At 37.5% G+C, this 14,477-nt stretch carries 15 protein-coding genes; 12 read left to right on the top strand and 3 right to left on the bottom strand.

Annotated features, from left to right (window positions below):
* Positions 1–265: 265 nt before the first annotated feature.
* The gene (locus tag ACFFUE_RS08975) at positions 266–1,063 is read right to left on the bottom strand and encodes a hypothetical protein (RefSeq protein WP_376834592.1); all 798 of its coding nucleotides are present in this window, start codon (positions 1,061–1,063) and stop codon (positions 266–268) included.
* A 625-nt stretch (positions 1,064–1,688) separates the two neighbouring features.
* Between ACFFUE_RS08975 and ACFFUE_RS08970 the strand changes: the two genes are divergently transcribed.
* The 8 genes from ACFFUE_RS08970 (at position 1,689) to ribA (ending at position 8,665) form a co-directional block, all read left to right on the top strand.
* Entirely contained in the window at positions 1,689–3,116 is a 1,428-nt protein-coding gene (locus ACFFUE_RS08970; protein ID WP_376834590.1) for a lipopolysaccharide biosynthesis protein, read from the top strand.
* A gap of 63 nt (positions 3,117–3,179) precedes the next feature.
* Positions 3,180–4,202 (top strand): sugar phosphate nucleotidyltransferase, encoded by a 1,023-nt coding sequence (locus tag ACFFUE_RS08965; protein ID WP_327985033.1) that lies wholly within the window; start codon positions 3,180–3,182, stop codon positions 4,200–4,202.
* Between the two features lie 116 nt (positions 4,203–4,318).
* Complete coding sequence (gene lolB1, locus ACFFUE_RS08960) at positions 4,319–5,128, top strand: lipoprotein insertase outer membrane protein LolB1 (protein ID WP_376834587.1); 810 nt, start codon at positions 4,319–4,321, stop codon at positions 5,126–5,128.
* The gene (locus ACFFUE_RS08955; protein WP_376834585.1) at positions 5,125–6,744 is read left to right on the top strand and encodes a peptidoglycan DD-metalloendopeptidase family protein; all 1,620 of its coding nucleotides are present in this window, start codon (positions 5,125–5,127) and stop codon (positions 6,742–6,744) included. The genes lolB1 and ACFFUE_RS08955 overlap by 4 nt, the downstream gene beginning before the upstream one ends.
* Positions 6,745–6,782: 38 nt before the next feature.
* Entirely contained in the window at positions 6,783–6,965 is a 183-nt protein-coding gene (tatA, locus tag ACFFUE_RS08950; protein ID WP_327985030.1) for a Sec-independent protein translocase subunit TatA, read from the top strand.
* Between the two features lie 11 nt (positions 6,966–6,976).
* On the top strand, positions 6,977–7,588 hold the full coding sequence (locus ACFFUE_RS08945; protein WP_376834583.1) for a DUF4254 domain-containing protein: 612 nt from the start codon (positions 6,977–6,979) through the stop codon (positions 7,586–7,588).
* A gap of 56 nt (positions 7,589–7,644) precedes the next feature.
* Entirely contained in the window at positions 7,645–8,043 is a 399-nt protein-coding gene (locus ACFFUE_RS08940) for a hypothetical protein (protein WP_327985028.1), read from the top strand.
* A gap of 13 nt (positions 8,044–8,056) precedes the next feature.
* Positions 8,057–8,665 carry a GTP cyclohydrolase II gene (gene ribA / locus ACFFUE_RS08935; protein ID WP_376834581.1) on the top strand — a complete coding sequence of 203 codons (609 nt, stop codon included), beginning with the start codon at positions 8,057–8,059 and terminating at the stop codon, positions 8,663–8,665.
* A 25-nt stretch (positions 8,666–8,690) separates the two neighbouring features.
* Here ribA and deoD read toward each other — a convergent pair whose 3' ends face one another.
* Together deoD and ACFFUE_RS08925 are read right to left on the bottom strand one after the other, a co-directional pair.
* A complete protein-coding gene (gene deoD / locus ACFFUE_RS08930) occupies positions 8,691–9,398 on the bottom strand; it encodes a purine-nucleoside phosphorylase (protein ID WP_376834579.1) in 708 nt (235 codons plus the stop codon).
* Positions 9,399–9,496: 98 nt separating this feature from the next.
* Positions 9,497–10,006: a hypothetical protein gene (locus tag ACFFUE_RS08925; RefSeq protein ID WP_376834577.1), complete on the bottom strand. Its 510-nt coding sequence runs from the start codon at positions 10,004–10,006 to the stop codon at positions 9,497–9,499.
* Positions 10,007–10,100: 94 nt separating this feature from the next.
* On the opposite strand from ACFFUE_RS08925, the gene ACFFUE_RS08920 reads away from it, so the two are divergent.
* The 4 genes from ACFFUE_RS08920 to ACFFUE_RS08905 are packed head-to-tail and all read left to right on the top strand — an operon-like array spanning position 10,101 to position 14,464.
* Complete coding sequence (locus tag ACFFUE_RS08920; RefSeq protein WP_376834575.1) at positions 10,101–11,801, top strand: glycoside hydrolase family 3 protein; 1,701 nt, start codon at positions 10,101–10,103, stop codon at positions 11,799–11,801.
* 10 nt (positions 11,802–11,811) lie between these two features.
* Complete coding sequence (gene bshA / locus ACFFUE_RS08915; RefSeq protein WP_327985048.1) at positions 11,812–12,948, top strand: N-acetyl-alpha-D-glucosaminyl L-malate synthase BshA; 1,137 nt, start codon at positions 11,812–11,814, stop codon at positions 12,946–12,948.
* A gap of 14 nt (positions 12,949–12,962) precedes the next feature.
* Positions 12,963–14,231, top strand: coding sequence for a DUF2851 family protein (locus ACFFUE_RS08910; protein ID WP_376834572.1), 1,269 nt, complete (start codon positions 12,963–12,965; stop codon positions 14,229–14,231).
* Positions 14,228–14,464, top strand: a complete 237-nt coding sequence (locus ACFFUE_RS08905; RefSeq protein WP_376834570.1) for a PspC family transcriptional regulator — start codon at positions 14,228–14,230, stop codon at positions 14,462–14,464. The genes ACFFUE_RS08910 and ACFFUE_RS08905 overlap by 4 nt, the downstream gene beginning before the upstream one ends.
* Positions 14,465–14,477 lie beyond the last annotated feature (13 nt).

Below are 14,477 nucleotides of genomic sequence, written 5' to 3'. Positions count from 1 at the left end.
TTAAACAAAAGTTTAACTATAAATTAAACAACCACAAGCAATATATCAAACCTCCCCCTCCAAATTTAACACCAACTTAAAAGACAAAAAAAGTCGTCTTACAATTAATTGTAAGACGACTTCTTATATTTATTTGTAATACCTTCTAGATATTCTATTCATAAGATTCTCCCCTCCGTATAGCTAACTTGTGAGACAAGTTTTTTTACATCTTTTATGAGGATCTCAAAAAATCCCTACACCTGAGAGAGACTTACCCCCCCCCTTATTGGTACTGATAATAAGTTTCTCCTTCGCCACTTATCCCCCAGTTTTTCACCATTAGTACGCCGGCTGTCTTCATTGATTCTAAACCTACAACCAACGATACTTTATAGTACTTTCCTTTTTTGAATGTTTGTTGTAAGCGTTCTGAATAGGAAGGAGTCATCCCAACTCTATGATAGTTACCTGAAATTGCTTTGTTGATATTAGAAAAAGAAGTCATATAGATAGTCTTTGTATAATTTACTGTACTATTAGCCACAGGAGTACCATTCTTATCTGTTTCCTGATATTTTAAATAAAATCTAAAACTCCCTCTATCTGTATCAGTAATATCTCTTGGTGTTATCTCAAACCATGTATTCCAACTAATTTTAGTAAGGACATTAGTATTCGCTATATCAGGTACTTCAATAAATAATTCTGAATTAGGAATTTCCCAACAATTTGCAGGCAGAGTTTCATCAGCAGTAATTTGATTAGCTTCAGGTAGAGTACGTTCAATATCTGACCTTGTATTAAAAGCAGACTCATAAAGATTCCATCTTCTTCTCGACACTAGTTGTCTAGACAAAGTCCCATCTTCTTGAGCTACTACATTATAAAGAAAGCCTTGTACTTCCTTATTATTGTGGAGCTCTTTTTCTGGCAAGTCTCTCACACGAACCATACCATTTACATCTAATGTTCTTGTTGGATCTTCTGTATTGATCCCCACATTCCTTGTCTGTGCATAAGACATCATAGAAAAACTCAGCAAAGACAATAATCCTAATTTTAATAAATTCTTTTTCATCATATTTTAATTTTTGCGCGCAAAGATAGTAAAAAAATAATACAACTTTATCTTTTTTTAGATTAGATACACAAAAAATACAAAACATTGATAATAAATAATTTACACTTCACAAACTCAATCAAGGCTAAATTCCCCATACGCTGATATTCAATATATATTTGCAAAATGTCTTCATTTGGCATCTTTTGTCATTAATTTACCTTTACATTGTCCTTCGTTGGCATTTCCTGTCACTTTCTGTCCCTTCTTGTCCTATATTTTAGGTAGTTTCTTCGGGAGTTCTTCGGGAATCCTTCCCAAATCTTCCCAAAAAACGCGATTTTTGGGAAGAATTCCGCAAGGAGACTGCAAGAAGAGTGAGAGAAAGCTCTTCCCAATATTATTTCAAAGTGTAGTAAATTTTATTCTATTACTTTGTAAGTAAGTTAAACCAACACTACTGTTTGATAATAATTTATAGATTTCAAGCGTTCCGTTTATCATTTTTAAAAACCACACCTCATTATAAACCCAAAACCCAATAGCAACTCTATTCATTATAGACTTATAAAACATTTTCCTTTCTTTATTTCCACTCTCCACATTATTTCAAAATCTATGTTTACCTTTGCAAAAAATAGCTACATTGAAAAAACTTCTAGGAGAAACCATCATCTATGGTATCGGAGCCATTTTACCAAGGGTTATTACCTTTTTGCTCAATCCATTTTACATTCACTTCATCAGTGCAGAATCTTTTGCGGTGTTTACCAATCTTTATGCGTGGATTGCTTACATCAATATCATTCTCACCTTCGGATTTGAAACCTCTTTCTTTAGATTTTCTGCCGATGAAAATGAACGAGAAAAAAACTTCAACACCTCTTTTTGGTTCGTATTTGGCGTAGCTGCCACCTTCCTACTGATGGTTGTTCTATTCAACAATCCTATCGCTATGCTGATGCAGTACGGCAATCACCCAGAGTTTATCCTTTGGCTTGCCATCATTGCATTTTTAGACGCCATCTGTATGATTCCTTTTGCGTGGCTAAGGTTTCACAACAAGCCCGTCATTTACTCTGCCATTCGCGTTAGTTCCATCTTAGTTCAGACTTTGGTCGTGTTGGCATTATTCCTTTTCATACCGAAAGACACCGCTTTAAAACTAGGACTGAAAGACCAAGTTGCCTATCCATTCATCAGCAACCTATTGGGAAGTCTTGCCGCATTGCTAATGCTACTCCCTATTATTTTAAAGGTAAAATTTCAGTTTAGCAAACCCCTCTTCATCAAAATGCTAAAATACTCTTGGCCGATAATGGTCGCAGGGTTTGCCTTTCAAATCAATGAAAACTGGGACAAGCTGGTTCAGATATACACCATACCACAAGTAGATGCAGGTGCCTACGGCGGATGCTATAAACTAGCGGTACTGATGACCCTCTTCGTTACCGCCTACCGAATGGGAATAGAGCCTTTTTTCTTCAAACAAATGAACAATGAAAACGCCAAACAGACCTATGCCAAAGTTACCGAATACTTTACTCTATTTGCATCAGTAGCAGCACTAGGCATTATTACCAATCTGGAATGGCTCAAGCGACTTTTCATCACCGATAGTTCTTTCTGGATTGCCATAGACATTGTACCCATCATTGTCATTGCCAATTTATTTTTCGGGATTTATTATAACCTCTCCACTTGGTATAAGGTAACCGATAAAACCTATTATGGACTCATCATTTCGTGGATTGGAGCGGCATTAACCATCGTTTTACATTTCCTATTTTTAGAAAAATATGGTTTTATGGTTTCGGCGTGGGTTACCTTCGTGGCATATTTTATAATGATGATACTGTCCTACTTTCTGGGACAGCAGCATTACCCTATTCCCTATAAAGTGAAGAAAATTTCAATATTTTTAATCTTATTGATGGCTTTCAGCTATATTTCTGTAGAGGTTTTGGATTCTCATATCGTGTGGAGCAATGTCCTTTTAGTATCTTATTTGATGCTAATGATTTACGGCGAAAGAACACTGATATTAAGCAAAATTAGCCGCATATCTAAGTAAATTTTGTAAATTTGCTTCCGTTAAAATAAATTAAATTTAATAACTATATAAAAAAACACATCAATGAAAATCATTGTACCTATGGCGGGAAGAGGTTCCAGACTTAGACCGCATACTCTTACCGTACCAAAACCCCTTATCCCTATTGCTGGGAAGCCCATCGTGCAAAGATTGGTAGAAGATATAGCCAAGGTAGCGGGCGAACCTATTGAAGAAATTGCTTTTATCATAGGCGATTTCGGAGACGAAGTGAAGGAATCCCTCATTGCTATCGCTGAAAAATTAGGAGCTAAAGGGAGCATCTATACACAAGATGAGCCATTAGGAACGGCTCACGCCATCAAGTGTGCAGAGCCTTCTATGCAAGGTGATGTAGTAGTAGCATTTGCCGATACACTATTCCGTGCAGATTTTCATTTAGACAAAAATTCCGATGGGGTAATCTGGGTAAAAAAAGTAGAAGACCCATCAGCATTTGGCGTAGTGAAATTGGATGACTATGGCTTCATTACAGATTTTGTAGAAAAACCAAAAGAATTTGTTTCAGACCTCGCTATTATCGGGATTTATTATTTCAAATCTGCGGAAAAATTGATGGATGAAATCAATTACATAATGGATAACAACATTATGGTAAGTGGAGAATATCAGCTCACCACCGCTCTGGATAATCTCCGCGAAAAAGGTGCGAAGTTCTCTCTTGGCAAGGTGGACGATTGGATGGACTGTGGTAATAAAAACGCTACAGTAGAAACCAATGGTAAGATTCTAGAATATGAAAAAGCTGAATTTAGCCAGCATCCGTCCTCTGCAAAGATTGAAAACTCACTCATCATTCAGCCTTGCTTTATAGGAGAAGATGTAGAGGTGGTAAACTCTAAAATAGGACCTTATGTTTCCTTGGGTAATGGTACCAAAGTGATTAATTCTAACATCGAAAACTCACTCATCCAAGAGAAAACCGTTATCAACCACGGCAACCTTAGCAACTCTATGATTGGGAGCAATGCCCAATACTTCGGTGTTTCTAGAGAGATTTCATTGGGAGATTATTCCGTTTTGGATTTCTTCTCAAAGGAGCAATAAAAATAATGGTTTACAATAGTTTATCATTAACAATTGATATTTAACAATTCAAAACACACAAACCAGATTTGTGTGTTTTGGCTTTAATATTGCAGAGCATCATTTAAAATCTAGATATGAAACTATACATTAGTACCGCATTGGTTGTCGCTACACTATGGTCTTGCCACACACAAAAGCCCGTAGTACAAAAGCCCGTAGTACAGAAACCCGTAGATATTAAAACACCTGTTAGCCATCACGCTTTATTCACAGAGCTGAAGAAAAAATCACAATTTAGTCAAGTGAAAATCAACAGCAAGATTGATGCTCAGACAGGCAATTTTATTCCCACCATAGACGCTACCATCTACATAGAAAACAATCAGAAAGTATGGATGAATCTATCCGCACTATTCCTCAATGTTGCTAGAGGTATCGCTACCCCAGAAGGCATCAAAGGCTATGAAAAATGGAATAAAACCTATATTGAATCAGATTTTTCCTACTTGAATCAATTGCTGAATGTTAACTTCATCAATTATAACGCTTTCCAAAATCTTTTGGTGGGTAAAACCTTTGTCCCAATTAATGAACAAGATTTTATCCTTACCCAGACATTACAAGGCTACAACTTGGTTTCCTCTAAAAATCAAAAGGTAACTGTAGATAAAAAGACCACAGAATATAAAATTAGTTTGGATTACGCTTCCAATTTTGATTTAAATAAAGTATTATTGCAAGAAATTAATAACAACAATAGCTTAGAAGTACAGTACAACCAATGGAATTCTTTCGGGAACGAGCGATTTCCTCAAAATGTTAAAATAGTTATAAAAGGAGAAAAAAATAGTCAAATATTAATAGAAAACACGAAATTTGACTTTTCAACAATGCCAACACCTTACACTGTACCCAACGGCTACTCTAAAGTAAATATTAAATGACGAACAAAAGAGTTTATTTATTCTTAGCAACGATATCTTTTTGCCTTGGCTTTGGGCAGAGCAAAACCCAGCTCCAACAGCAAAACAATGAGCTGAAAAAACAGATTGCTGCCATTAATCAAAAATTGGCAAAAACCAAAAACGAAGCAAAACTTTCCGTGGCTTACCTCTCCGATGTGCAAAAGAAAATCGCCCTTAGAGAGAAGGTATATAACAATACCCAGAAAGAAAAAAAACTCATAGAAGACGATATCTATCTGAAACAGCTTGAAATCAATCGTCAGAAAAAAGAATTGGCAATCTTAAGGAAAAACTACGCCGATGTCCTTGTGAAAGCCTATAAAAACAAAGGTGTACAAAACAAAGTTACCTTCATCCTCTCTTCTGGCAACCTTGGTGAAGCCATCAGAAGGGTGCAATACCTTAAAAATTACTCCGATTATCAGGATAAAAAAGCCGCAGAAATAATGGGAGCCGCAGAAAAGCTCCAGAAAAACATTGCTTCTAGAGAAAAATCTGTAAGTGAAAAAAATACCGTTTTGGCTTCCCAAAAGAAAGAACTTTCTACCATAGAGGCGGAAAGAAAACAAAAGGAAATCTTACTAGAAAACTTTAAGAAAAACGAAGCCCAGCTTACCGCAGAGCTTAAACAAAAACAAACCGAATCCAAAAACCTTGAAGCCAAGCTAAGAGCCATCATCGCAGAGGAAATTCGCTTAGCTAAAGCCAAAGAGGAAGCCGAAAGAAAAGCCAGAGAAGAAAAAGAACGATTGGCAAGAATAGCAGCAGAAAAGGAAAAAGCAAGGATAGAAGCTGAAAATAGAGCCCGTATTGCTGCTGCCGCAGAAGCCAAACGAAAAGCCGATGAAGAAGCAAGAAAACTAAAAGAAATCGCCGATAGAAAAGCAGCAGAAGAAGCCGAAAAAGCGAGGTTGGCTGCAGAGGCTGAAGCTAAAAGATTAGTCGCGGCTAAAGAAGCCGCAGAAGCCCAGCGAGCTGAAGATGCAAGGAAAATAGCAGAAGCGGAAAAGGCAGAAGCCAGAAGGTTAGCCGCTGCTAAAGAAGCTGCAGAAGCTGCCGCTAAAGCCAAAGCTGCCGCTGACAGAGCTGCAGAAGCCAAAAAAGCAGAAGCTGAATTAGCGAAACGCAATGAAGACGCTAAAAAAGCCGCAGAAGCCAAGACAATGTCTGCCTATGGTGTAGGAACTACCGCTGCAGGAAACTTTGCCGCCAACCGAGGCAACCTTTCAATGCCAGCATACGGGACTATTACCCACCGATTTGGAAGACAACCTCACCCTGTATTCAAAAACATTGTAGAAGAAAACAATGGCATCAAAATCGCAGTAGCAAAGGGAACCGTTGCCAAGTGCATCTACCCTGGTGAGGTATCCAAAGTTTTCGTAGATGGAGGCAGCAAAACCGTAGTGGTACGCCACGGCAGTTACTTTAGCATTTACTCTAATCTGGAAAGCACTTCCGTATCTCCTAATCAGAAAGTGGTAGCAGGCACTCCTATAGGAACTGTAGGTGCAGATTTTGATGGTTCCTATACTTTAGATTTCCAAATTTGGAATGGTACTACGCCAGTGGATCCACTCGGTTGGGTAAGATAAAAAAAAAACATTACATTTGCATTTAAAATTATATCAAAATGGGACTAGGTTTTAAAGAAATACTGATATTAGCCATCATCGTGATTCTCCTTTTCGGAGCAAAGAAAATTCCTGAACTGATGCGTGGCGTAGGCTCTGGCATCAAAGAATTTAAAGATGCTGTAAAAGAAGAAGATAAAGAAAAACAAAACGATAAAAACAATCCTTCTACTACAAACTAAGCGTTAGATTTATGACTTTTACAGACTTGGCTTGGGGTATTTTTAATACCTCAATAGAAGACTATCACCTTACAGATGATGTAGATGCAACGGAACCTATTCGCTATGATGATGGGAGTTTGGAACGACTTTTGTATTCAAAGAATTGGATTGATACCGTTCAATGGCATTTGGAAGACATCATTAGAGATGAGAATATTCATCCCGAAGAAGCCTTAAAAATCAAAAGAAGAATTGATTCCTCTAATCAGAAGAGAACCGATTTGGTAGAATTCATCGATAGTTGGTTCTTACAAAAGTACCAACACATTACTCCGAAAAGTGATGCTAAAATCAATACCGAGACACCCGCTTGGGCTGTGGATAGATTGTCTATTTTAGCATTGAAGATTTATCATATGGCTTTAGAAGCCAATAGAGATACCGCGAGTGAGGAACATAGGATGAAGTGCCAAGAGAAGTTAGATGTTCTATTGGAGCAGAAAAAAGATTTATGCCAATCTATAGACCAGCTTCTTGCAGATATAGAGAATGGGAATGTTAAGATAAAAGTTTATAAACAGATGAAGATGTATAATGACGAAAGTCTTAACCCAATCCTATATAGAAAGGAAATAAAATGAGTTTTGTTTTAAGGGTTATTATTATTTGTACGATATTTTTCTCTTGCTCATCAGAGATGTCCACACTTTCTCCGATGAGTAGTGGTTTTATGGCAACCACTACCACACAGAGCCCAGCTCTTTCAAACAAGTTTAAAAATAAGACAACTGAGGTTTTTTATGCATCAGAATTACTCTCTCAGATTTCTACTTTTCCAAAATTTCAAAATTCTGATTTGAATCAAGAGGTTTCGTTGCTAAAAAATAATATATCCGAATATGTCTATGCTGTACAAAATCATAACCTTATAAGACAAGAAGAGTATCTGTATCGGATAGAGAAATCTTATAAAAAAATACAAAGTATAAGAAAAACGCTTTCTCCAAAAGATGATGAAATTATCAATAGACATCTTGTGAGAATTAAGAGTAATCTGTATCAATTACAATCAATAAAACGGGATTCTTTAAAGTAAAACCTATATTTCAATGGTAAAACAGCAAGCAGAAGCCAATGTTCCCACCGATTTTGGCATCTTTCGTATGGTGGCATTCTCGGAAGTAGAAACCGATTGGATGCCGCACATTGTCCTCATTGCTCAAGGAACTGATTTTTCTAAAACCGTTAATGTAAGATTTCATTCAGAATGTATCACTGGGGAAGTTTTTCATTCTAGAAAATGTGAGTGTGGACAGCAGCTGGACTACGCTATGAAATATATCCAAGACAATGGAGGTATCATTATCTATCTAAGACAAGAAGGCAGAAATATTGGTATCATCAATAAACTGAAAGCTTACGCCCTACAAGAAAACGGATTGAACACTGTGCAAGCCAACCTACAACTAGGGCTTCCCGCTGACGATAGAGATTTTTCCGTAGCCATAGAAATTTTAAAATCTCTAGGTATTAAAGAAATCAATCTGCTCACCAACAATCCTGATAAAATGAAATATGTGGAAGAAAGTGGCATTAAACTCAATGCTAGAATTCCTCTTCAAATAGATGCTACGGAAGAAAGCAAAGACTATTTACAAGTAAAAAAATCATACTTTGGACATCTTTTAGAGGATAAAGAAAATCAAGAGCCTGTGTAGAAACAGGCTCTTTTTTATTCTCATTTTACAATTTAATTGCAGATTCTAATGCTAATTTTATCATCACATTCAGGGCGTTTTGCCTTTCATCTGCAGAAATAAATTCCCCTGTTGGGATAATATCCGAAACTGTAAGAATGGTGGCAGCATTCTTTCCTAGATGTCTTGCATTAGCAAACAAAGCAAACGCTTCCATCTCCACCGCAAGACAATGGTGTTTCTCAGCAATCTCTGGTACTGCGGGGTTCTTTCTATAAAAAATATCGCTGGTATGGATATTGGTGGCTATAGTTTTCAAAGACAAACCCTTAGCTGTCTCATTAATCACCTGAAAGGCATTCCCCTGATGGGGCATCAGCTCCTCTTCCATCTCCCAAGCGTATTGGGCATAGGTACTTTCGCTGGCTGCATTCTCTACATTCAGAATATCAAAAAGCTGTAAGTCTGTACTATAAGCACCACAAGTTCCTATTCTGATGATGGTATCTACCTCGTATTCTGTAAACAACTCATAAGAATAAATACCAATACTTGGAGTTCCCATTCCACTAGCTCCCACAGAAATGGTTTTCCCTCGGTATTCCCCTGTATAATAGTAAATTCCTCTGGTTTGGCTTACCAAACGAGGGTTTTGTAAAAAATTTTCTGCAATGTATTTGGCTCTTAATGGGTCGCCTGGCTGCAAAACCACTTTTGCTATATCGCCTTTTTTAGCACTAATGTGTACGCTCATTGTATTATTATTTTAAACTCAAACAAAGATAAGGCTTTAATACCATTAAAAAAAGCCTGCCCATAAAGCAGACTTTCAATTAAAATAACTTGGAAAAATTAAAGTTTAGTAACTTTTTCTTCTTTAAGGTTGTAAAGCTTTGCCACTTCCTCATAGTTAGAATAGTCCACCTTCACTTTTGCACCTAAAGATGCTGGCACGAAAACCACTCTAAATGTTTGATTTGTAAGATAAGCCGGTGTAGTGGAAATATCATAATTGCCCCCTGCTTTTAATTGCAAATCATAGCGGGTAAAATCATAATCGTAATCCAATTCCCCTTCGGTAAGGTAAAGCGTTCTTGGTATCAGTTGCCAAACATTTGCCCCATCATCCACCCCGCTCAAGCGATATACCAAAATAACATCCGTAGTAGGCAATGCACTATTGAAGGTTTTATTTACTACATAAAGACCATCAGCATTTTTTTGAAAGGTTTCGGTGATGTCATACACCACGGGATAGGTATCATTATCTTGCTGTACCACTACATCTCTATCGTTATCCGAACAACTAACAGCAACAAATCCAATTGCTGCTAAGGCTAAAAGAGAAACTATTTTTTTCATTTTCTTATCATTTTTTATTTTACATACCAAAACAAATACCAAAGATTATGAATTAAAAATTGTATTTTTGTTTTGCTATAAATTATAAACATCAATGAAAGCTAAAATATTATCCATCATAGCATTTTTTATTTTCGGTATCTTTGAAATTTCCGCTCAGTATGTGCCGAAAAATTTTACTTTGCAAGAAAATACCAAAGCTACGCAATGGGTAGAAAGCACTTACAATCAATTGTCTATGGATGAAAAACTAGGACAGCTCTTCATCGTAGCACTTTATACCAACAAAGGTGAGGAACATATAGAGCAAGTAAGGCAATTGGTAAAAAAAGAACAATTAGGTGGTCTGATTTTGATGCAAGACAACCCCGAACGACACATTCAATTGGTGAATGAATTTCAAGGCTATTCTAAAACGCCTATGCTCATAGGAATGGATGCTGAATGGGGACTCTTTCAAAGAATTGCCGTAGCCAAAAAATTTCCTTGGGCAATGACTTTAGGTGCTATTCAGGATAAAAAACTCATCCACACAATGGCTGCAAAAATAGCAGAAGATGCTAAAAGAATGGGGGTTAATTGGGATTTTGCTCCTGTGGTAGATGTGAATACCAACCCCAAAAATCCCATCATTGGCAATAGAAGTTTTGGGTCAGAGGTGGGCAATGTTACTGCATCAGCATTAGCCTATTCCGAAGGATTACAGCACAATAATATCTTAGCAGCCATTAAGCATTTCCCAGGACACGGTGATACGGATGTAGATTCTCATCTGGATTTACCTGTGGTTTCTCACAACCTAAAAAGACTCAATAGTGTAGAATTGGCTCCCTTCAAAGCTTTGATGAATAAAGGCATTGGCGGTGTAATGGTGGCTCATCTGTATGTGCCCGCATTAGAGCCACAGAAAGGCATTCCTGCATCCATTTCCAAAAGTGTCATCACAGATTTACTGAAAGGGCAACTGGGCTACAAAGGGCTCATCATTACCGATGCTCTCAATATGGGGGCTGTAGCCAAACGCTATCAACCTGGGGAATTAGACGCCTTAGCTTTCAAAGCAGGCAATGATATTATGCTCTTCTCTGAAGGTGTGAAAGAAGGAAAACGCTTGATACGACAAGCCATTGAGCAAGGCGACATTCCAGAATATCGTGTGGAGGAAAGTGTGAAAAAAATCCTTTTGACCAAATATTACCTAGGACTAAATGAGTATCAGCCACGCTCAACGGAAAACATCGCCCAAGAACTTAATAATGAAAGCCATACAGCAATTGTGCAAACAATGTACGCCAATGCTTTGACTTTGATAAAAAACAAAAGAAAGCTACTTCCACTGAAGACCTCAGAAACTTATTATTACATTCCATTAGAAGAAGCTCCATACCACACTTTTTTGGAAGAGCTTCAGAAACAACATCGTATTATTTTAAAATCCGAGGAAGAAATAGCTTCAATTCCTAAAAATGCAAAAGTCATTGTAGGAGTTCACAAGGACAATTCTACCGCTTATAAACCTTATAAAATTTCAGAAAAAAGCAAGGCTATTTTGGCTCAGTTGAAAAACAAACATCAGGTAATTTTATCGGTTTTTGGAAGTCCTTACGCTTTACAAGATATTGATTTAAAAAAGATTCCAATCGTATTGGTTGCCTATGAAAATAATGATGATGCGATGACTACCACCGCCAAAGCCCTACAAGGGCAAAGTAAAATACACGGCAAACTTCCCGTGGAGGTCAATCGTAAAATTAAAAATGGTATGGGCGTTACGCTAAAGCCTAGCCAACCCTAAAATTATGAAAATGAAAATAGGAATCCTATGCTATCCTACCTATGGTGGTAGTGGCATTGTAGCAACAGAACTCGGAATGTCCCTTGCCAATAAAGGCTACGAGGTGCATTTCATCTCCAATAACCTCCCTGCAAGATTGGACATCACCAATCCGAATATCTTTTTCCATAAGGTAAATGTGCAAACCTATCCGCTCTTCCAGTATCAGCCTTATGATATTGCCCTTAGTTCTATGATTTACAGAGTGGTAAATCTCTATCAGCTGGATTTGCTCCACGCTCACTATGCCATTCCCTATGCCTATGCTGCATTTACCGCCAAGCAAATGCTGAAAGAAGAGGGCAAAGATATTCCATTGGTAACCACCTTACACGGTACCGATATCACCTTGGTAGGGCAACACCCCAGCTATAAACACGCTGTGGAATTTTCCATTAACCAAAGTGATAAAGTAACCTCCGTCTCCGAAAGTCTAAAAGCCGATACTTTAAAATTTTTCAATATCAAAAAAGAAATCCAAGTTATCACCAATTTTATTGATAATAAAGACTTTAGCTCCGATGGAATATGTCACAGAAGCCAATTGGCTGAAGAGGATGAAAAAATCCTTATCCACGTTTCCAACCTTCGCCCCGTGAAAAGAATAGAAGATGTGCTTGCCATTTTTAAAACGGTAGAGAGCAAGGTAAAATCTCGCCTCATCATCATTGGTGAAGGTCCAGATATGGAAAAAATCAATCAGTTTTTAGAAGACAATCCTTCCCTGATTGGAAAAATACGCCTTTTGGGAAAGGTCAATGACTTGTACAAAGTCCTTTGCATTGCAGATGTATTTCTGCTCCCATCGGAGCAAGAAAGTTTTGGATTGGCAGCTTTGGAAGCAATGGCAGCCTCCACACCCGTAATATCCTCTAATGCGGGGGGTATTCCAGAAGTGAATCTGCAAGGCATCACAGGATATCTGGCAGAGATAGGCAATGTAGAAGCAATGGCAAACTACACCATTAAACTACTGAGTAATGAGGAACTTCTTGCTCAAATGAAAAAAAATGCTAAGGAACAAGCCTTGAAATTTGACTTGAAAAACATCATTCCTATCTATGAAAAAATGTATGAAGATACACTGAATGACTTCCGAAAAGAATAGAAAAATGTAAAAAAATGACCGAACAACTCATTCAATACCTTTGGAATTTCAAATGCTTTAATAGTTTTAACTTTAAAGACACCAATGGAAATGCCTTAGAGATTTTGGATTTTGGAACTTGGAATCACCAAGCTGGTCCAGATTTTCTGATGGCAAAAATAAAAATGAATGGGTTGATTTTGGTAGGCAATATAGAAATCCATCTTAAATCTTCGGATTGGTTGGCACATCATCATTCCCACAATCCTGATTATAGCAATATCATCCTCCACGCTGTTTTCCAGCACGATAAAGAGATTGATGTTCTTAGCAAAAACAATATTCCAACGCTTGAACTGAAACATTATATTGACGATTCTACTCTATCTCGCTATGAAACCCTTTCTAAAAAAAGCAGTTTCATTCCGTGTGAAAATCTCTTTGAGCCACAGCATATCCCATTTCAGTTTACGGAAGAACTGATGCTGGCAAAACTCAATGAAAAATCCATAGAAATAGAACAGAGCCTTGCTCAGCATAAAAACAACTACGAAGCTGTACTCTTCCACTATATGGCTTATGCTTTTGGACTGAAAATCAATGCGGCTATTTTTAAGCAAATGGCTGAAAGTGTGGATTTTTCTATCATCAATAAAACCAAACAAAATCTACTCCAATTGGAAGCTCTTTTACTGGGAATCGCGGGTTGGCTAGGCTCTTCTAATGATGAAATGACGGCACTTTGGAAACGCGAATTTGATTTTCTCCAAGCCAAATTTCAACTTTCTATTGTGCCAGTTCGTCCCAAATTTTTAAGATTGCGTCCCCCTAATTTTCCTACCATTCGGCTATCTCAGTTGGCAAACCTGTATCATTCACATCCCAATTTGTTCTCCAAAATTATTGATGCCCAAAACATTAAAGATTTGATGAATATTTTTTCATCAGTTTCCGCTTCAGAATATTGGGATCATCGCTATAATTTCGGGGAAGCCTCTACCATCAAAAAGCCCAAACTGCTATCCAAAAGTTTTATAGAAATCCTGATTCTCAATTGCATTTTGCCCATCAAATACACCTATCATAAACATCACGATGCTGAAATTGCAGATGAAATTTTGGAGCTGTATAGGCAACTTCCTCCTGAAAGCAATAGCATTACCCAACAATGGAAAGGGCTTCAGATGCCCATCAGCAACGCATTGGATAGCCAAGCATCCCTTTGGCTGCATAAAACTTTCTGCGAAAGAAAAAAATGTTTAAATTGCGGAATTGGTTTCAACCTTTTAAAACAGAAAAAATGAAAGAACCTAAAATCATTTCAGACATTCGCCATAAAGCAGAACGCCAATGGTTTGGCACCCTTACCAGAATGGGAACCAAACTGGGCATCCCCGTTACCAAACTTCGGGTATTTTTCATCTATTCCACCTTTGCTACGGCAGGATTTTTCTTTTTGTTTTATCTGATGCTATCATTCTCTCTTTGGGTAAAAGACATCTTCATCACCAGAAGACCTAGCGTTTTTGATTTATAATTTTAATCCACTG

It is taken from the genome of Bergeyella porcorum, assembly GCF_042427575.1.
In the GTDB taxonomy this organism is placed as follows: Bacteria; Bacteroidota; Bacteroidia; order Flavobacteriales; family Weeksellaceae; genus Bergeyella; species Bergeyella porcorum.
The sequence above is the reverse complement of the archived record's forward strand: the minus strand, read 5'-3'. Positions and strand labels throughout refer to the sequence as shown.